This window comes from Sorangium sp. So ce887 (genome assembly GCF_051521455.1).
GTDB lineage: Bacteria > Myxococcota_A > Polyangia > Polyangiales > Polyangiaceae > Sorangium.
The window spans coordinates 9388303-9405108 of the sequence record NZ_CP150354.1; the positions used below are offsets into that span (position 1 = coordinate 9388303).

The 16806-nt window shown below is 71.6% G+C and carries 15 protein-coding genes; 8 read left to right on the plus strand and 7 right to left on the minus strand.

Going from position 1 to position 16806, the window contains the following annotated elements:
- On the minus strand, nucleotides 1-783 hold the full coding sequence (locus WMF36_RS35060) for a DUF1287 domain-containing protein (protein ID WP_437575159.1): 783 nt from the start codon (nucleotides 781-783) through the stop codon (nucleotides 1-3).
- An 81-nt stretch (nucleotides 784-864) separates the two neighbouring features.
- Between WMF36_RS35060 and WMF36_RS35065 the strand changes: the two genes are divergently transcribed.
- Nucleotides 865-1629 (plus strand): zinc-dependent peptidase, encoded by a 765-nt coding sequence (locus WMF36_RS35065; protein WP_437575160.1) that lies wholly within the window; start codon nucleotides 865-867, stop codon nucleotides 1627-1629.
- Nucleotides 1630-1740: 111 nt separating this feature from the next.
- The gene (locus tag WMF36_RS35070; protein WP_437575161.1) at nucleotides 1741-2481 is read left to right on the plus strand and encodes a hypothetical protein; all 741 of its coding nucleotides are present in this window, start codon (nucleotides 1741-1743) and stop codon (nucleotides 2479-2481) included.
- A gap of 103 nt (nucleotides 2482-2584) precedes the next feature.
- On the opposite strand, the gene WMF36_RS35075 is transcribed toward WMF36_RS35070, so the two are convergent.
- Nucleotides 2585-3388 carry an SDR family NAD(P)-dependent oxidoreductase gene (locus tag WMF36_RS35075; protein WP_437575162.1) on the minus strand — a complete coding sequence of 268 codons (804 nt, stop codon included), beginning with the start codon at nucleotides 3386-3388 and terminating at the stop codon, nucleotides 2585-2587.
- A 65-nt stretch (nucleotides 3389-3453) separates the two neighbouring features.
- Between WMF36_RS35075 and WMF36_RS35080 the strand changes: the two genes are divergently transcribed.
- Nucleotides 3454-4338, plus strand: a complete 885-nt coding sequence (locus WMF36_RS35080; protein WP_437575164.1) for a LysR family transcriptional regulator — start codon at nucleotides 3454-3456, stop codon at nucleotides 4336-4338.
- Nucleotides 4339-4371: 33 nt separating this feature from the next.
- On the opposite strand, the gene WMF36_RS35085 is transcribed toward WMF36_RS35080, so the two are convergent.
- The 4 genes from WMF36_RS35085 to WMF36_RS35100 all read right to left on the minus strand — a co-directional run bounded on the left by WMF36_RS35085 (nucleotide 4372) and on the right by WMF36_RS35100 (nucleotide 8271).
- Nucleotides 4372-4923 carry a DUF1993 domain-containing protein gene (locus WMF36_RS35085; protein ID WP_437575165.1) on the minus strand — a complete coding sequence of 184 codons (552 nt, stop codon included), beginning with the start codon at nucleotides 4921-4923 and terminating at the stop codon, nucleotides 4372-4374.
- 245 nt (nucleotides 4924-5168) lie between these two features.
- Nucleotides 5169-6176: a cupin-like domain-containing protein gene (locus WMF36_RS35090; RefSeq protein WP_437575166.1), complete on the minus strand. Its 1008-nt coding sequence runs from the start codon at nucleotides 6174-6176 to the stop codon at nucleotides 5169-5171.
- 49 nt (nucleotides 6177-6225) lie between these two features.
- A complete protein-coding gene (locus WMF36_RS35095; protein WP_437575167.1) occupies nucleotides 6226-6645 on the minus strand; it encodes a hypothetical protein in 420 nt (139 codons plus the stop codon).
- A gap of 372 nt (nucleotides 6646-7017) precedes the next feature.
- The gene (locus tag WMF36_RS35100) at nucleotides 7018-8271 is read right to left on the minus strand and encodes a hypothetical protein (RefSeq protein ID WP_437575168.1); all 1254 of its coding nucleotides are present in this window, start codon (nucleotides 8269-8271) and stop codon (nucleotides 7018-7020) included.
- A 250-nt stretch (nucleotides 8272-8521) separates the two neighbouring features.
- On the opposite strand from WMF36_RS35100, the gene WMF36_RS35105 reads away from it, so the two are divergent.
- Entirely contained in the window at nucleotides 8522-9481 is a 960-nt protein-coding gene (locus tag WMF36_RS35105; protein ID WP_437575169.1) for a hypothetical protein, read from the plus strand.
- A gap of 56 nt (nucleotides 9482-9537) precedes the next feature.
- Here the strand turns inward: WMF36_RS35105 and WMF36_RS35110 are convergent, their stop codons facing one another.
- Complete coding sequence (locus WMF36_RS35110) at nucleotides 9538-10158, minus strand: TetR/AcrR family transcriptional regulator (RefSeq protein WP_437575170.1); 621 nt, start codon at nucleotides 10156-10158, stop codon at nucleotides 9538-9540.
- Nucleotides 10159-10240: 82 nt separating this feature from the next.
- On the opposite strand from WMF36_RS35110, the gene WMF36_RS35115 reads away from it, so the two are divergent.
- The 4 genes from WMF36_RS35115 (at nucleotide 10241) to WMF36_RS35130 (ending at nucleotide 16742) form a co-directional block, all read left to right on the plus strand.
- Entirely contained in the window at nucleotides 10241-11044 is an 804-nt protein-coding gene (locus WMF36_RS35115) for a TVP38/TMEM64 family protein (RefSeq protein WP_437575171.1), read from the plus strand.
- A 190-nt stretch (nucleotides 11045-11234) separates the two neighbouring features.
- Nucleotides 11235-13079, plus strand: a complete 1845-nt coding sequence (locus tag WMF36_RS35120; RefSeq protein ID WP_437575172.1) for a LodA/GoxA family CTQ-dependent oxidase — start codon at nucleotides 11235-11237, stop codon at nucleotides 13077-13079.
- A gap of 5 nt (nucleotides 13080-13084) precedes the next feature.
- The gene (locus WMF36_RS35125) at nucleotides 13085-14167 is read left to right on the plus strand and encodes an NAD(P)/FAD-dependent oxidoreductase (protein ID WP_437575173.1); all 1083 of its coding nucleotides are present in this window, start codon (nucleotides 13085-13087) and stop codon (nucleotides 14165-14167) included.
- Between the two features lie 280 nt (nucleotides 14168-14447).
- The gene (locus tag WMF36_RS35130) at nucleotides 14448-16742 is read left to right on the plus strand and encodes a substrate-binding domain-containing protein (RefSeq protein ID WP_437575174.1); all 2295 of its coding nucleotides are present in this window, start codon (nucleotides 14448-14450) and stop codon (nucleotides 16740-16742) included.
- Nucleotides 16743-16806 lie beyond the last annotated feature (64 nt).

Below are 16806 nucleotides of genomic sequence, written 5' to 3' on the forward strand. Positions count from 1 at the left end.
TCACGGGCCGGAGCCGCTTCGAGCTTCCTCGACCCCCTCCTGCGCCGCCGCCGGCTGAACCCTGAAGTGGCCGAGCACGGTCCAGGCGTCGAGCGCGTCATCCTCGCTCGGCCGCGGGCCGATGTTGTGGAGGACGAGCGGGATGCCGCGCGGGCCCTTGCGGTCGCTGACGATGCCGACGTGATCCGGTGCGCACGCGGGGCACGGCTTGAGGGCCCAGACCACGATATCGCCGGGCTTCCATGTGCTCACCGCGGCCTCGTCGAACGTCCTCGGGAGCGGCGTGGCGTGGGCGCGCAGGTAGGTGAGCATCGGTCCGACGCGGCGATGATCGATGTTGCGATCGGGGCGCTCGACCGTCGTGTAGGCGGCGCGGCGCGCGAGGACGTCTTCGTGAATCATCTTCTGGAGATCGACGCCCGTGGCGCGGACGGCGCGGATGACGACATCGGTGCAGACGCCGCGATCGGGGGCCGGATCGCCGCCCGGGTAGCCGATGGCGACCCAGGCGGGATCGTAGGTGACGCCCCGGGCAACCTCGAGGCGCGCGCGGGCAACGATGGCGTTGGAGGACGCCGCGGCGGGGGCGGGCCCGGCGAGGGGCGCTGGAGCAGGCGCGTGCGCGGAGGTCCGCCCGGGCGCGGACTTCGCCGCGGGCACGGGGGTCGACACGAGCGCAGGCGCAGGGGCCGGCGCGACGCGGATCTCGCGGGGAGCGAGCTCTGGCGAGCTACAGGCCAGGAGGGGGACCGCGGCGACGAATGCCCAGAAGCGTGAGCTCATGACCCGTCCTCGGCCGAGGAGGACGATCTGTGACATGGCCCGTCTTCCGGCAGGGCCGCGCGAGCGGGTAGGATGGCGCCAATGCTGGCCTTTCTCAGGAGGCGGCGGCGCGCCGCCGTCCGCCGCGAGCCCTTTCCGCCCGCGTGGCGCGCGATCCTCGACCGGAACGTGCCCTGCTTCGGCCGCCTCCCGGCCGAGGACCAAGAGGAGCTCCTCGGGCATATCCAGGTCTTCCTGGCCGAGAAGCCGTTCGAGGGGTGCGGCGGCCTGGAGATCACCGACGAGATCCGGGTCACGGTGGCAGCGCAGGCGTGCCTCCTCCTCTTGCACCGCGAGACGGACTACTACCCCGAGCTCGAGGTCATCCTCGTGTACCCGAGCACCTATGTGGCCCGCGGCCGGGAGGTGCGGGACGGGGGCGTCGTCGTCGAGGGCGGCCGCGCGCGGCTCGGGGAGTCGTGGTCGCGCGGCGCGGTCGTGCTCGCGTGGGACGGCGTCCTCGCGGGCGCGGCGGACGTGAGCGACGGTCACAACCTCGTGCTCCACGAGTTCGCGCACCAGCTCGACCAGGAGGAAGGCCCCGCCGACGGCGCGCCCGAGCTGCCGGAGCGCTCGATGTACGCCGCGTGGGCGCGCATCCTCGGCCGCGAGTACGAGCGCCTCCTCCGCGACGAGGCGAGCCTCAAGCGCACGGTCATCGACCCGTACGGCGCGACGAACCCGGCCGAGTTCTTCGCCGTCGTCACCGAGGCCTTCTTCGAGAAGCCACGCAAGCTCAGGGCGAAGCACCCGGAGCTCTACGATCAGCTGAAGGCGTTCTACCGCCAGGACCCGGCCGGCCGATAGCGGCGCCGCGGGCCGCGCCCTCGCCACCCCGCGCGCCGATCGCCCGCGCGCCGATCGCCCGTGCGCCGATCGCCCGTGCGCCGCCCGTCATGGTATCTCCCTGCTCCCTCGATGGCCCGAAAGCGCAAATCCAAGTCCCGCAAGGGCGGCGCGTCCCCCGCGCCGGCCCCGGCGTCCCCCGCGTCACCTGCCTCCGCCGAGCCGCCCGCGAAGCGTGTGCGCTCCTTCCGCCTTCGCCTCAACCTCACCGCCCTCGAGCTCGCCTCCGGCCACGACGGCCTCCTCCGCGGCGCGCCCGAGCCTGTCCTCCTCCTCGCCGCATACCTCCTCGTCCCCCCTGACCCGGGCGCCCCGACCCGCCTCACGCCCCCTCGCCCGCTCGGCCGCACCCTCGTCCGTTTCAGCGCGCCGGCGGGCCGCTTCCCCGTCGTGCTCACCCTCCGCGCTCCCCTCTCGTTCAAGGCCCGCGCTCGCGCCCGCGAGGACGACCGTATCCTCCTCCTCGCCCTCGCCGTCGAGGAGGACACAGGCAAGGAGGTCGAGCGGCTCTATGCCCACCTCGCCGACGCAAAGCACCTTCGCCTCTGGGACCTCGACGCGCCCGTCCCCTCCCCGTCGACCCTGGCCGAGCTCATCGCCGCCCCGTTCCTGCGCGACCACGCGGCGCCCGTCCGCGTCGGCGTGCTCGACGACGGCGGAGATCTCCGCGACACGTGTCACGACGACGACTTCGTCGGCGCCTGCGCGGCCGTCGTCTCGACGGCACGCCACGAGGACGCGCTCCGCTTCCACTTCGTCTCCGAAGGCGGCCGCAACGACTGGACCGCCGTGGCCACCGTCAGCGTCGACTGAGGCCCTGCCGCCCGGCGCCGCGCGTCAGCAAAACACGCATCGAGGCCGACAGCGCACCTCGGCCGCCCAGCCGCGCGACCGGGGCGCCGGGGGAGCCTCGGGGTCACGCCGCGCGACGAGCGGCGCCGGGGAGCTCGGGCGCCTGCGGCTTCAAGAGGCGGGCCAACGTCTTCACGGTGAACTCGCGGCTGAAGAAGCGAAGGAGAAACGTGGAGAAGTTGTTCCCTGCGCCGTGGAGCACCGAGGCGCGGCCGGCCACGAAGGCCGCGAGGCCGAGGCGCACCACGTCCTCGGGCCGCGCCCTCTTGCTGGTCCCCGGGACCTCGCCCGAGCGCTGGAAGAACGGCGTCTCGGTCGCGCCAGGGCACAAGGCGAGGACGCGCACGCCGCGCGGGCGGTACTCGGCCCAGAGCGCCTCGCTGAAGGAGAGGACGAACGCCTTCGTCGCCGCGTAGACCGCGAAGTACGGGATCGGCTGGAAGGCCGCCATCGACGCCACCTGGATGACGCCCCCCTGACGCCGCTCGACCATGGGCATGAAGAGATGCGTGAGCTCGACGAGCGCGCCGACGTTGAGATCGATCTGCTCGCGTTGCGTCGCCAGGGCGAGGCCGTCGAAGGCGCCGTGGACGCCGAAGCCGGCGTTGTTGACGAGGACATCGACGTCGAGCCCCTTGGCCCTGACGGCGTCGAAGACGCGCTGCGCGGCGCCCGGAGCGGTGAGATCCGCGGCGATGACATGCGCCTTGCCGAGCTCCGAGGCCAGCGCGGCGAGCTTCTCTTCGCCGCGAGCGACGAGGACCAGGGTCGCCCCGCGCCGCGACAGCTCGCGGGCGAACGCCTCGCCGATGCCCATCGAGGCGCCCGTGATGAGCACCGTCTTGCCCTTGAAATGAAAAGCATTCATGCCTGGAAGATGGCCTCCAGCGCGCTTGTCGACAACGGACATCGGTGGTAATCCGATTTCCACGGATGCAAAACGCCGGCCCTCCGCTCTGGGACGATCTCCGCGTGCTCCTCGCGCTGCACCGCCATCGCAGCTTCCTCGCCGCGGGCAGGGCGCTCGGGGTCTCGACCTCCACCGCGGCGCGGCGCATCGACGCGCTGGAAGCGGCGCTCGGGCGGCCGCTGGTGCGCCGGGGCAACGGGGGGACGTCGGTCGAGCCCGACGCGCTCGATCTCGTGGCGCTCGCCGAGCAAATGGAGAGCGGGATACACGCGATCCGCCGTGACAAAGGGGAGGAGGCGCTCTCCGGGACCGTGCGTGTGTCGCTGAGCGATGAGATCGTGCGGCCCGTCACGCAGCTCCTCTGCGAGCTCCGGCGGCTGTATCCGGCGCTGCAGCTCGAGATCCTCTCCGAGACGCGGCTCGTCGACCTCGCGCGGCGCGAGGCGGACATCGCGATGCGCTCGAGCAAGTCGTCGTCTCCCGTGGTCGTCCATCGCGCGGTCGGGCGGGCTTCGTTCGGGCTCTACGCCGCGCCGAGCTACGTCGAGCGGAGGCTGCGGGGCGGGCGGCTGAGGACGGCGGAGTTCGAGCGCCACGATTTCGTCGGTTACGAAGGGATGATGGGGCCGACGACGAAGATGACGTGGCTCGCGGCTCACGGGGCGAAGCGCTTCGTCCTGCGGTCGAACTCGCACCACGCGCTCCTCGAAGCGGCGCTGCAGGGCCAGGGGATCGCGCTCATGTCCGAGACCGCGGTGCGCTCGATGGGGCTCGTGCGGCTCGAGGTCGACGCGGAGCTGCCGTCGCTGCCCATCTACATCGCCTACCATCGAGAGCTGCGGAAGGTGCCGCGCGTGCGCCTCGTGCTCGACACGCTTGACGCGGCGGTGCGCGACGCGCTTCGCTAGCCCGCCGTGGGCACGCCCGAGTGAGAGGCGCGGCTACTCCTGCGCCCCTCCGCCGCCTCTCTTGCGGATCGCGTTGCCGAGACCGGCCACGTAGTCCGCCTTGCCGAGATCGACCCCGTTGTGGCGAAGGATGTCGTACGCCGTGACCAGGTGAAAATAGAATTGCGGGATTGCCCAGTCCTTCAGGTAGGCAAATCCCTTGAGCTCCAGCACCAGGTCGTCGCGCAGCGGGACGGAGATCTCCCGGTCCTCCGCGCCCTCGAACGCGGCCGCGGGCGCCGCCTCGAGGCGAGCGATCGTCCTGGTGATCCGCTCCTTCAGCGCCTCCAGCGTCTCCTCGCCGGCGTCCAGAGGCGGCGCCTCCTTGCCCATCAGGCGCGCCGCGCAGTCCTCGGCGCCGTAACAGACGAATTGCACCTGGTTGAAGAGCGGGAACATGTCCGGCGCGAGGCGCCCGTTCACGAGCACGGCAGGGTCGAAGCCCTTCGCGCGCGCGTGCGCCTCCCCCTTGTCCAGGATGCCGAGCAGGTTGCTCAGCATCATCACCGACGAGTCGACCGCCATCGCGTGCATCGGAACCCTCATGAGACCCTCCGGGAGTGAGGGGCGTCTTCGCTCCTGCGAGGAGCCGCCCTGAGCGCCGATGACTACCTCAGAACCGTGGCCGCCGCGAGCCCGCTGCCCGAGGACGCGTGCGCGGAGCTGCTGAGGGGCGAGCAGGACGTCGAAGACCCGTCCCCCCCTCGCCCGGTGCCGAGCCCTGCCCCGCGCGCCGGTCGGGGCCAGGTCAGGGCCACCTGAAGCGCGGTGCTCCGTATCGAGATCGGGAGCTACACGACGTTGCTCGGCCGGTACCAGTCGAAGTTGTTGTGGAACGGAAAGCTGTTGATCCCCACGCTGATGCTGACATCCAGCGCGCGGACATGATGCCACCAGCCGACCGGGATGAAGAGCGCCTCGCCCGGCTCGAGCACGACGTCCTTCACGAGCACCGGGCTCATCGGGTCCTGCTCCGGGTCCCGGTCGGCGTACATCGCGCGCGCGCCCTCGAACAGCGACGTCTCGAACGGCGCGATCATGCGGTATCGCTTCCTGCCGTACACCTGCCCGAAGAGGATGTTGGACGTGTCGTAATGCAGCGGCGTGACGGTCCCGGCGGGGCCGAGCCACAGCGCCGAGCTGCCGAGGAGCCGCTGCGCGGCGCAGTACCCGTCCGGGAGCACCACGTCGTTCAGCAGCGAGCCCAGCCTCGTCCGCTCGAGGACACGGTTGTTGGCGACCATGTAGAAGTCGTTCGTCTCCGTGCGCGCGGCCTCGATGCGCGCGACGAAGTCGCGCAGCGACGTGCTCTGCGTGTGCCGCGCCGCGTGCATGTCGTAGTCGGGATCGCTCTGGCGCCCCGTCGTGACATCGACCACGACGTCGCCGAACGCCTCGGCGAGATAGGCCGGCGTCCACCGGCCAAACGCGGGCCAGCGCGTCACCACGTCGGTCAGGATGACCGGGAGGTTCCCGGCGACATAGACGTCGCGGAACTCGGCGGCTGACACGCCGGAGCGCCGCGGGATCCCCGTCGGATCGAGGGCGTTCGACGCCATCCTCTGCTTCAGCCGCACCAGCATCTCCTGCTGCCGCGCCGACCTGGCAAAGGGCCGGGCAGCGAGGAAGATGGGCGAACGGACGATCGTCGAGAGCAGCTCCGTCGCCTGCGCGCTGTTCACGCCCGCTGCCTGGAGCTGCTCCGACACCACGCTTTCCGGCACGCCACGAAGCAGGTTCTCCGTGGCCCAGCGCCACCACTCGGGCGCAACTTCCAGCTCGCGATCACGTTCGCCCATCTTCCACCTCACGAGATCAACGGATGCACCGGCGCGCCCCTCGAACACCTCACTCGCACGGCGGCGGCATCGGCGGCGGCATCGGCGGGATGATCTCGCCCTCCTCCCCGTCCGGCGGCGGCGGCATCGGCGGGATGATCTCGCCCTCCTCCCCGTCCGGCGGCGGCGGCATCGGCGGGATGATCTCGCCCTCCTCCCCGTCCGGCGGCGGCGGCATCGGCGGGATGATCTCGCCCTCGTCGCCACACGGCGGCGGCATCGGCGGCGGCATCGGCGGGATGGCTTCGCCCCCCTCCCCGTCCGGCGGCGGCATCGGCGGGATGATCTCGCCCTCGTCGCCGCACGGCGGCGGCATTGGCGGCGGCATCGGCGGCGGCATCGGTGGGATGGCTTCGCCCCCCTCTCCGTCCGGCGGCGGCGGCGGCATCGGTGGGATGATCTCGCCCTCGTCGTCGAGAGGAGGATGCATCGGCGGGATCACCGTCGTGCCGCCACAGCCCTCGTCAGGCTGAGGCTCGGTGGTGGGCTGATCACCCTGATTCCCATCCTCGACGCCGGGCGCACCACAGGCAACCACGAAGACGGCGGCAGCCGCAGCGGCAGCGCGGGATACCCCCCGAACCAGGGCCGCCGTCCGAGGCGGGGGCGTGGGCCGCGGCGACAACAAGGATGCATCGTCCGAAAGAAAGAACCGTGACATGAACACCTCCGCTTCTGCATCGTGCACGACATGTGCCATCCCATCGGCGCCTGAAATCCCTGGATTTCATGTCGTTTGTGGGAGTGACCCGAAGTCCCCGTCCCCCGTGGCCCAGAGTGGCTCACGCTTCGTGGCTCAGGCTCAGCGCAGGGCCCGCGCGAGCGCGGCGTCGTCGACCTCCTCCTCGGCGGCGTGCTCCAGCGCCGTGCGGAGCGCGTCGTCGGCCGTGGCGTCGGCGGCGACGCGGATGCGGTCCCGCGCCTCGGGGTAGCCGGCGATGCGCAGCAGGAGCGCCGCGCCGATCCGGCGATCCGGCGGGGAGTCGGCGTCGTCGAGGGTGTGGAGCACGTCCTCGGGGTTCAGGGTCGTGGCGCGGTAGTCGCCGGCGGCCATCAGCTTGCGGAGCTCGTCGCGCCACGCCGCGAGGTCGCGGCCGCGCCGCTCCAGCGCCTCGGCGCCGCGCGGCGCCGCGCTGCCGACCGCGGACGCGTGCGCCTCACGGATGCGCTGCGCGAGCGACTCGGTCAGGTCTTCCCCCGTCCCGAGCACGACCGCGGCCTCGCTGCGCCCGTGAGAGAGGAGGAGCCGATCGCCGCGCGTCTGGACCGCGGTGAGGTCGGTGTAAGGCAGCCAGACGCTCGCGAACGGCCGCTCGACGCGCACGCCGTCGCTGCCCACCACGACCCGGGTGCGCCGAACGGCGCGGCGGAAGAGCCAGGTAGACGCCAGGGTGAGGACCAGCCACGCCACGACCAGCGCGGCGTGGCTGAAGACCGGCCTGGAGATCGCCCCGCTCGCGAAGAGCCACAGGGCCATGAAGACCGGCATGCCCACGCAGCCGGCCGCGAGCTCGCGGTTGACGCCGCCCAGCGAGACGGCGACGCGCCGCTCCGCGGGGCCGATCCCGAGCGCCGCGAGCAGGCGCGCGCCCTCCCGCTCCCGCGCGACCTGCACCTCGAGCACCCGCCCCCTGCGCAGGTGGAGATCGACCCGGACGCGCAGCGCGGACACGACCAGGCCCGAGCGGATCTCGGCGCGCGGGACCGAGCGCTCCACGGCGCCGAAGGTGAGGCGCAGCCCGTCCTCCCCGGCGACCACGCGCACCGGACGCTTCCGGCCGAAGGCGGTGGTGCTGAGCACGGCGCTCACCAGGGCGAGGCAGAAGGCGATGGGCACGCCGAGCAGGATCGATACGAGCGCACTGAGCGCGAATCGATCGAGGCTCGAATCGCCCAGCACCTGGGCGAGGACGACGGCGATCGTGCTGACGACGAAAGGCCCCGCGATCGGGAGCAGCGCGAGCCCCCCGATGACGCGACCCAGGCCCTCGTAACGCCGCGCGACGCGCCGGCTCGTGAGCTCGAAGGAGGGCCGGAACGCGGGCTGCACCGACACGATCTCCGGATCAGCTCGACCTGCAGGGATCGCCGACGCCCGCGCGCGAGATCCAGCGCGCCGCGCGACCGCGCCCGGCGCAGAGGGCTTGTCTCCACGCGGGCGCGCGCATCGCCGCCTCGTCCTCACGCCCGCAGCGACGCTGGCGCGGTCCACTCCTCCGGTTGTGCCTGACATGCGCGGGGTTCACTGGTAGAGTCGCACGCATCGCTTGGGCCATTCTGCGCCCTTTGTTGAGGAGATCTCCAGTATGTCCTTCGCGGCTCGTTCCTTTGCCTTCTTTGCTGCGCTCACGCTTGCGTCCGCGGCCGCGTGCGGCGGCGAATCCGACTCCGGAAGCGGCGGCTCCGGCGGTGACGCCGCGGGCCCCGGGAGCACGTCCTCCGGCGCCGGCGCGGCCGGCGGCGGCGTCACAAGCGGCAGCGTCACAAGCGGCAGCACCGCAAGCGGCAGCGCCGCAAGCGGCAGCGCCACAAGCGGCAGCGCCACAAGCGGCAGCGCCACAAGCGGCAGCGCCACGACGGGGACCGGCGGCGGCGACACGACGACCAGCACGTCGACCGGCAGCACGGGTTCCGATGCGTGCAGCATTTTCTGCTCCGACTTCGAGGGAGGCTCGCTGCCTTCCGAGCTCCAGTTCTTCCCCGAGTACCTGCGCGCCAGCGCGGCCGACTACGTCAAGCTGGACAGCACGGCTCACAGCGGTGCGAGCTCGGTCAAGGTCTCGGGGACGGGCTTCAGCCAGATGCTCGGCGTCCCCGTGCCGACCACGTTCTGGGGCAGGGTCTACCTCAGGAGCGATACAGACATCCAGATGGGCCACAACACCTATGTCGCGGCGACGACCGCCGACGGCGATCCCAACAACGGCGAAGCCATCCGCATCGGCGAGCACCAGTGTCAGCTCGAGCTGAACCGCAAGTCCGACGACGCCGAGAAGCTCTCGAACGGCGGGATGTACTCGTGCACCGGCGGCGTGAAGCTCGTCGCGAACACCTGGTACTGCCTCGAGTTCTACTACGACGGGCCGGGCAGGGAGGTGCGCGTGTTCGTGGACGACAAGGAGGTCGACGCGATGCACGTCACGGACTGGGGGCCGTACGACTACAAGCTCTTCAAGTTCGGATTCGAGAAGTACCACGGCGGCAACAAGACGATGTGGTACGACGATCTCGCGCTCGGGGCGGAGCGCGCCGGCTGCGGCCCGTGACGGTCGCGCCGCGGGGGTGACGCTGGCCGGGGGCGCGCGCTGCGGCGGCGCCCCCGTCAGCCGCCCGGCCGCGCGTTGGCCCCGGGAGAGCGCGAACAGCACATCACGCGCACGGCGATGGTCATGCCCTCGACGAAGGCCTCGCGCGTTCCGGCGCTGTGCTTCAGCCCGCGCGCCGAAGCGTGCAGCGTGGCCGCAAGCTGGCGCCCCGTGATCCCGAGAGGCCGGTAGACGGCCACGAGCCCGGCGGCGCGCAGGGCCCTGGCCACGGCCTCGATGAACTGCCCCTCGCGCTGCGCGATCAAGGGGCCGACGAGCTCGTCCGAGGCGGCCGACAGGTCGGCGGCGCCGGGACCGAGCGCGCCGACGAACCGGCCGACCCACGCGTCGAACGCGCCGACAAGCCGCCTCTCCAGGGATAGCTCCGCGTCGCCGAGCGCGGCCGTCACGGCCGCGAGCGCGGCGTCGAGGAAATGCTCCACCGACGCGCGAAACAGCTCCTCCTTCGTGGCGAAGTGGAGGTAGAGCCCCTGCCGCGAGACGCCCGCGGCGCGGGCGATCTCGTCCATCGAGGCCTTCCGGAAGCCGAAGCGCAGGAACACCGTCAGCGCCGCGTCCATCAGCCTGCGGCGGCGCGCGTCCTCGGCGGGTCTGTCGGTGGAGCTCGCTCCGCTCACGGATGACGATTTTGACAACGATAGGTCAATCTGTCAATGCTCGCTTCTTGACAGCCTGTACCGGGCTCGTCAGGCTCGTCGAGTGCGGCAGTCCGACCCCCCGGCCGATGGCGCTCCCGAGCCACGCGGCGCCCCGCCTGCGGCCGTCGCCCCGGGCTCGCCGCCGCCCGACCTCGCCGCCGCCAGCGCCGGTCGCCGGGGGAAGATCGGCGCCGTGGCGGCGGTGGTCGCGCTCCTCGTCGTCGCGCAGCGCGCCGGCCTGTTCGAGACGTTCGGTGAGCCCGCGCGGATCAAGCTGGCGCTCGTGGAGCTCGGGCCGTGGGGGTACGTCGCGTTCGTGGCGGCGTATGCTGCGCTCCAGCCGTTCGGCGTACCGGGCACGGTGTTCATCCTGGCGGCGCCGCTCATCTGGCCGTGGCCGGTGGCGTTCGCGCTCTCCATGGCGGGCACCATGGCGGCGAGCGTCGTGGGCTTCTCGTTCGCGCGCTTCGTGGCGCGCGACTGGATATCGCGGCGGGTGCCGGCGCGCTTCCGCGCCTACGACGAGGCGCTGGAGAAGCGGGCCTTGTTCACGGTGTTCATGCTCCGCCTCATCTTCTGGATGCCGCCCATGCTCCACGCCTTCTTCGGCGTCTCCAGGGTGCGCTTCTGGACCCATTTCTGGGGCTCGCTGGCCGGGTACATCCTGCCCCTGCTGGCGACCGCCTATTTCGGTCAGAAGGTCTTCGACTTCCTGCGCAACGCGCCCCCCGCGGTGTGGGTCGGCATGGGCGCGATGACGGTCGCCCTCCTGGTGGTGCTCTTTCGGGTCGCCCGCCGCTCGCGGCGGGAGATCCGCCGGTCCAGCCCGGCGCGCCCGAGCCGCTCTGCTGAAGCCCGCGACTGACGCAGCGAGCACCGCGTCGGCCAATGATCGATTTGCCGTGGCACGAGGCGACCGGTCGATGTCACCCTCGGCGCGCAATCATCGAGCTGCGCCGGGCTGCGCCTGAAAGATCGTACGCGGAGCTCCGGATCCCGTTGACGCTCACGCGGTCGGCCTCCGATGATGGCGGTTGTTTCCGAGGGAGGACGTCATGATCGAGCACCAAGAGATCACGAGTTTCGCCATCTACCCGTCGATCGGCGTGGCGCGTGTCGGCAACAGCCCGGACGCGTACTATTTCGGTCCCGAGCATCCCGGCGCCGAGCGTGAAAAGGGCGGCTACCGCGACGCGAGCGGCCGCATCAAGCGGCAAGCGGCGCGCTTTCGCGTCTATGGACTCGACGCGCGCGGCCAGGTCGTCCAGGAGATCACGGCCGACGACGCGCGTATCACCTGGAAGGTCGAGATCGCGAACAAGAAGGCGGCGTGGTTCGATTTCGATCAGGCGCTCGACATCCCCGAGTCGCAGACCCTCGCGAGCACGCTCCGCAACGCGAACGTCAAGGGCCCCGAGCGCGCGAGCCTCGCGATCACCCCGGCGCCCGCCTCGATCTCCGGCAAGAACATCAACGCGCAGGGCGACGACGCCTCCCGCGCGTTCAATGGGCGCTTCGTGAACAAATCGGTCTACCTCGGCGAGCTGCGCACCGACGAAAAAGGGCGCCTCGTGTTCCTCGGCGGCCGCGGCGAGGCCGCGAGCTTCGACGGCCAGCCCGCGACCACGTTCGCCAACAACATCGGCTGGCACGATGACACCTCCGACGGGCCGGTCGACGCGACGATCGAATACGGCGGCAAGACGTACGAGGCGAAGGGCGCCTGGGTCATCGTCGGACCTCCCGATTACGCGCCGGGCGTGCAGGGCATCGTCACCGGCTGGGATCTCTTGTTCCAGGTCGCGACCGAGATGGATCCGGCGCGCATCCCCCAGCGCCCGAAGTTCTCCGAGCACATCTACCCCTTGCTCCAGCGCCTGACGCAGACCCAGTGGGTGAACGCGGGCTTCGCGCGCGATTTCGGCTTCGGCACGTTGAGCGATTTCACCGATCCCGCGCTCGTCGCGCGCCTGAATGACCCGTCGGACGCGTCGCGCGCGCTCCGCTGCCGCATCCTCGATTCGTTCAGGAACGCCTCGTACGCGCACCCGCAGCCGGCGGCCATACCCGCCTATTACGGCGATTCGATGACGGGCGACACCACGAAGGCCGGCCCGCGCGAGTGGATGGCCGTCCTGCCCACGCAGTACAGGTGGCTCGAGCAATGGGCCGAGGGCCATTTCGAGGCCGACGGGCCGCCGGCGGCCCCTCGCCCCTGGAACAGCCTGAGCGCGGCCGAGCAAGTGCAGGGCATCGACCGCGCCGTGCTCGACGAGGTGCTCGGCGGACCGTTCCACCCCGGCGCGGAATTCACGTGGCCGATGCGCAACAAGATCCTCTACGAAGAGCCGCTCCGCATCAAGCGCCGCGCCGCCCCCGCGCCCGACTGGGGCCCGCAGCTCATCTCCTCCATCGCGCTCGGGCCAGGAGGGCCGCTCGACGGCTCGACGCCGGGCGACATCACCCGCTGGATGGCGACGCCGTGGCAAACGGACACCTCATCATGCCTGTCGGCCTACGTGCCCTACGTCGACGATTACCTGCCGACGTTCTGGCCCGCGCGCGTGCCGAACGACGTGCTCGACGAGGCCCAGTACGACACGCTGATGAAATCCACGTCCGAGAGCGAGAAGCAGCGCGTCTTTGCCTTCGAGCGGCGCGTCAAGTGGCTGCGCGGGATCCGTTACCCGATGGATCCCACGTTCCCGCCGAAAATCTACCCCTCGAAGGAAGCCATCAACAAGTTCATCCGCGAATGGGCAATCGTCGGCATCGTCGAGGCAAAGCCCGGTCCAGGCGGCCTCTTCCCCCGCGAGATCTGGGTGGAGACGGGCCGACAGATCGAGCACGATCAGCCGAAGGCGACGGCGCTCGCGCCCATCTGGTCCTCCGAGGACTAGCACGCTTGATCGAGGCAGACGTCGTCGTCATCGGCGCGGGGCCGGCGGGGTGCGCGTCGGCCATCGCGCTCGCCGGCGCGGGTCTTCGCGTGGCCGTCTTCGGGCGCGCACATGCGGCCGAACGCGTCGGCGAGAGCCTGTCGCCCGGGGCGCCGGCCCTGCTCGATCGGCTCGGCGTGCGCGAGGGTTTCCTCGGCGACGGGCACCTGCCTTGCCACGCGAATGCCTCCGCGTGGGGCAGCGCCACGATGGCGTGGCACGATTTCCTCCGCGACCCGCGCGGGCACGGTTTTCATATCGACCGCGCGCGCTTCGAGGCCATGCTGCGCGCGCGGGCCGCCGAGGCGGGCGCGCATCTCATCGAGGGGGACGCGCCGCGGGGATTGCTGCGCGAGGACGGCGTCTGGCGCGCGGAGGCGAATGCCGCGAGCCCGGCCATCCGCGCGCGCTACGTGATCGACGCGTCGGGGCGGGCGGCGTCGTTCGCGCGCAGCCAGGGCGAGGCGCGCCTGATTGCGTGGGACCAGGTGGCGCTCGTCGCCTTCGCGCGCGCGTCCCGGCCCATCGACGAGGCGTTCACGCTCATCGAGGCCGTGCGCGAGGGCTTCTGGTACTCGGCCCCCGTCCCCGGCGGGCGCTTCGTCCTCGCGCTCTTCACGGACGCGGCGCTGCACCACGCGCCGAGCGCGCGCACCGCCGGAGGCACGGGCGCGCTCCTCGACGCCTCGATGCACACCCGGCGCCGCCTCGAGGCCCACGGCGCGACGCTCGAAGGCGCCCCGCGCTTCGTCGACGCGAGCAGCGCCCGGCTCGCGACCCCGTACGGACCAGGCTGGGTGGCCGCCGGCGACGCCGCGCTCACCTACGATCCCATCTCGGCGCACGGCCTGACCCTCGCTCTGCGCACGGGCATCGACGCCGCCCGCGCGCTCGTCGCGGACGCCCGCGGCGACGCGACGGCCCTGCCCGCGTACGGCGCCCGCCTCACGCGCGCCTTCGACGATTACCGGCGCGAAGCCCTGCGGGTCTACCGCAGCGAGCAGCGCTGGCCCGATGCGCCCTACTGGCACGCACGCCACGCGCGCTGAGCGCCGGCCGTCCAAGCGCGTAGGCGAAACAAGCCCGATCGGGATCATCTGGCAGAAGGCCCCGCTGCGAAGAGCCCGGTCGAGCGCTTCGCGCTCATCACGTCGTCATGGCCGCAAGAGCCAGGCTGTCGAGAGATCGCGGGGCGGCCCTGATGGCCACAGGCGCTTCGAGATCCGCGGCGCTCTCGACATCGATGCGTAGCAGAAGAACACGTCCGGATCATGGTATGGGTGGACAAGGTAGCGCAGCCATGAGACGGGGGAGCAGGGAGAGCCGGTGATGGTTCAGGGTAGCCGGGGCAGTGAAGTCGAGTCGCCGGAGCCGTCGGGCAGCCCACCTGGCGGCCTGGTCCAGGGAGCTCGCGTGGCCGGACGACACGCCACGGGAGAAGGTGCCGGCGGCTCGACGCGCGATGCGAGTCGCCTCGCCGAGCCACCCCTGCGCGGAAAAGGCGCCCGTGGAGCGGCCGGTGCTTATACCGTCGGCGTCATCACCCCCTATCTCGACGGCTCGTTCTGGAACCCGGTCCTGAAGGGCATCCACGAAGCAGCGCAGCAGCACGGTTGTCGGACGCTGGTGATGCGCGGCACGCCCGCCGCGCTCCAGGCCCCCTCGCTCGCCAGAGAACTGGTCGATGGCTGGATCGTCGTGATCGGGGTGGACGGCATCGAGCAGCTCGCCGCCGAGCGGATCCCGCTCGTCGTCGTCGGCACCCATGTCCACCAGGGCAACTGCCCATCCGTGATTCCGGACAATCACAGCGGAATCCGGAGCGCGGTGCGCCATCTGATCGAGCACGGGCACCGGCGCATCGCGTTCGTTGGCTGCTTCCACGAGTCCGATGTGCGCGTGCGCTTCGAAGCTTACCGAGTGACGCTCGCCGAGGCGGGGATACCGTTCGATCCCGCGCTGGTCATCCGGAGCGACGACAACTGGTATACCGGAGGCGAGAACGCCGCTCCGCAGCTCCTCGCGCAGCGGCATGCGTGCACGGCGGCGGTCTTCGGGACGGACAAGAATGCGCTCGGGATGATACCCTTGCTGAAGGCGGCGGGCGTCCGTATCCCCGAGGAGCTGGCGATCGTCGGCTTCGACGATGTGCCGGAGGCGCAAGCCGTCGACCCGCCGCTGACCACCGTACGCCAGCGGTTCGAGATGATGGGGAGCGCCGCGTGCGATCTCGTCGTCTCGATGCTCGCCGGCGAGACCGCCCTGCCCGACCTCGTGCTCACGCCGAACACCTTGATCCAGCGGCTCTCGTGCGGATGCGACGTGATCCGGAGCTTGCTCGACGAGGACGCGGCGTCCGGGGACGGCGCCGGCAGCGACCTGGACCGACGGATGGTCGAGCTGCTCCTCGCGCCCGAGCGCCTCGCGCCCACCACGTCGCCCGCCGCCGTATGGCCAGGGGTCGCCCTGGTGCTCGAAGCGTATTCGGCGGCGCTCGCGGGCGCCGCGCCCCCTCCGGCGAAGGAGCTGGAGCGCGCTTACCTGCAGGCCGTCGGCATCGCGCCCGATATGGGCACCTCGATGGCGATCGTCCGCCTGCTCCGCCGGTTCCACGAGCGGCGCCGCGAGCGGCTGGGTGGAGACGCGGCGTCCGCGCAGCGGGTCGAAGCGTTCCTGGACAGCGCGCACCTCTCGCTCGCTCGGGCTCGGCTCAACGTCGAGACAGACGCCGTGACGCAGCTCGGGAGGCTCGTGAGGTCCAACTATGACGTGGGCCTCGCGCTGCTCAGCGGCTCCCAGCAAGAATCCCTCTCGCTCTCATGGCTCGCGAAGACCGCCGCGATCTGGGGCTGCCTTGCGCTCCGGGAGGACGCGACGACGCTCGTCGTCGCCGGCGCCTACAGCCGCGATGGCAGCGCGACGCCGCCGATCGGCGGCCGCTATCGGCTGGAGGCGTTTCCTCCTGCGGATCGACTGCCGCCCTCGGCCACGAGCGGTGCGCTCATGATGATCCTCCTGCCGATCCGCACCGCCCGACGCGACTGGGGCATCCTGGCGCTCATGGGGCCGACCCTCCGCGAGCTGGCCGGCGACGAGGGAACGCTCGGGGTCTGGGCGTCGCTGCTCGCCGCGGCCCTCGAGCGCAACGAGCTCGTCCAGTCGCTCTCGGCGAAGAACGCGGAGCTGCAGGGCGCCTACGCGATGGAGCGCACGCTCTCGGAGACGGTGCGTGATCTCGGCTGCCCGCTCATCCCGCTCCTGCCCGGCGTGCTGCTCGTGCCGCTGATCGGCGCGATCGACCGGGACCGCGCCCTCCAGGTGCTCACGGACGTGGCCGAGGGGGTGGGCCGGCATGAGGCGCGCTTCGTGCTGCTCGAGCTCACCGGCGTGCCCGCCGTGGATGCCCAGGTCGCCCACGCGCTGGGCCAGACCAGCCGCGCGGTCGCCCTGCTCGGCGCGCGCGTCATCCTGGTCGGCATGCGCCCCGAGATCGCCAGGAGCCTCGTGGACGTGGAGCTCGGCGATCTGTCCACGTACTCGTCCTTGGCGGCAGCCCTTCACGAGCTGACGACAGGAGGCCTCCGCCCAGCCGGCGCGAAGCGCGGCGCAACGCGCATCGCCTGATGGCCGGGGCGAGAGGAGGCCTGGACGTGCCTGGGGTCGGCGTCGCGCCGCGCCTGGCCGCGCG

Bases quoted from the DNA above. Each gene is read 5' to 3' on its own strand.
- WMF36_RS35060 (WP_437575159.1), bottom strand. From the start codon at position 783: ATGAGCTCACGCTTCTGGGCATTCGTCGCCGCGGTCCCCCTCCTGGCC.
- WMF36_RS35065 (WP_437575160.1), top strand. From the start codon at position 865: ATGCTGGCCTTTCTCAGGAGGCGGCGGCGCGCCGCCGTCCGCCGCGAG.
- WMF36_RS35070 (WP_437575161.1), top strand. From the start codon at position 1,741: ATGGCCCGAAAGCGCAAATCCAAGTCCCGCAAGGGCGGCGCGTCCCCC.
- WMF36_RS35075 (WP_437575162.1), bottom strand. From the start codon at position 3,388: ATGAATGCTTTTCATTTCAAGGGCAAGACGGTGCTCATCACGGGCGCC.
- WMF36_RS35080 (WP_437575164.1), top strand. From the start codon at position 3,454: ATGCAAAACGCCGGCCCTCCGCTCTGGGACGATCTCCGCGTGCTCCTC.
- WMF36_RS35085 (WP_437575165.1), bottom strand. From the start codon at position 4,923: ATGAGGGTTCCGATGCACGCGATGGCGGTCGACTCGTCGGTGATGATG.
- WMF36_RS35090 (WP_437575166.1), bottom strand. From the start codon at position 6,176: ATGGGCGAACGTGATCGCGAGCTGGAAGTTGCGCCCGAGTGGTGGCGC.
- WMF36_RS35095 (WP_437575167.1), bottom strand. From the start codon at position 6,645: ATGCATCCTCCTCTCGACGACGAGGGCGAGATCATCCCACCGATGCCG.
- WMF36_RS35105 (WP_437575169.1), top strand. From the start codon at position 8,522: ATGTCCTTCGCGGCTCGTTCCTTTGCCTTCTTTGCTGCGCTCACGCTT.
- WMF36_RS35120 (WP_437575172.1), top strand. From the start codon at position 11,235: ATGATCGAGCACCAAGAGATCACGAGTTTCGCCATCTACCCGTCGATC.
- WMF36_RS35130 (WP_437575174.1), top strand. From the start codon at position 14,448: ATGGTTCAGGGTAGCCGGGGCAGTGAAGTCGAGTCGCCGGAGCCGTCG.